The organism is Vibrio hepatarius (genome assembly GCF_001274785.1).
Lineage (GTDB): Bacteria > Pseudomonadota > Gammaproteobacteria > Enterobacterales > Vibrionaceae > Vibrio > Vibrio hepatarius.
On sequence record NZ_LHPI01000066.1, the window covers coordinates 1 to 404 of the forward strand.

1 protein-coding gene is annotated in these 404 nt (G+C 58.7%); it reads right to left on the reverse strand.

Annotation, left to right across the window (positions count from 1 at the left end; genetic code table 11):
* Positions 1 to 137: 137 nt before the first annotated feature.
* Positions 138 to 404 (reverse strand): DDE-type integrase/transposase/recombinase (locus tag AKJ31_RS22270; protein ID WP_011152977.1); only part of this gene is annotated, 267 nt, incomplete at its 5' end.

Sequence of the window (404 nt, forward strand, 5' to 3'; positions counted from 1 at the left end):
GTTCAATATCAGAAGTGATCTGCACCAATCTCGACTATGCTCAATACTCGTGTGCACCAAAGCGAGGTGAGCATGGCGACGGAGGCTCTGTTGCAAAGATTGGCGGCAGTCAGAGGTAGGCTGTCGCTCTGCGCCGATCAGGCGGCTGCTGCGAAATGGTGGTTGAGCATGCCCATGGCCTCCGTCAGCGCCGAGGGCCCAATGCCAAAAGCTCTCTCCACAAGGCGCACCTCGCCCCTGATGCCGGGCTGCAGGCACCAGGGGCGAGCCTGTCCTTTGCGCAGGGCTCGCATGACTTCGAATCCCTTGATCGTGGCATAGGCCGTGGGGATCGATTTGAAACCGCGCACCGGCTTGATCAGTATCTTGAGCTTTCCGTGATCGGCCTCGATCACGTTATTGAG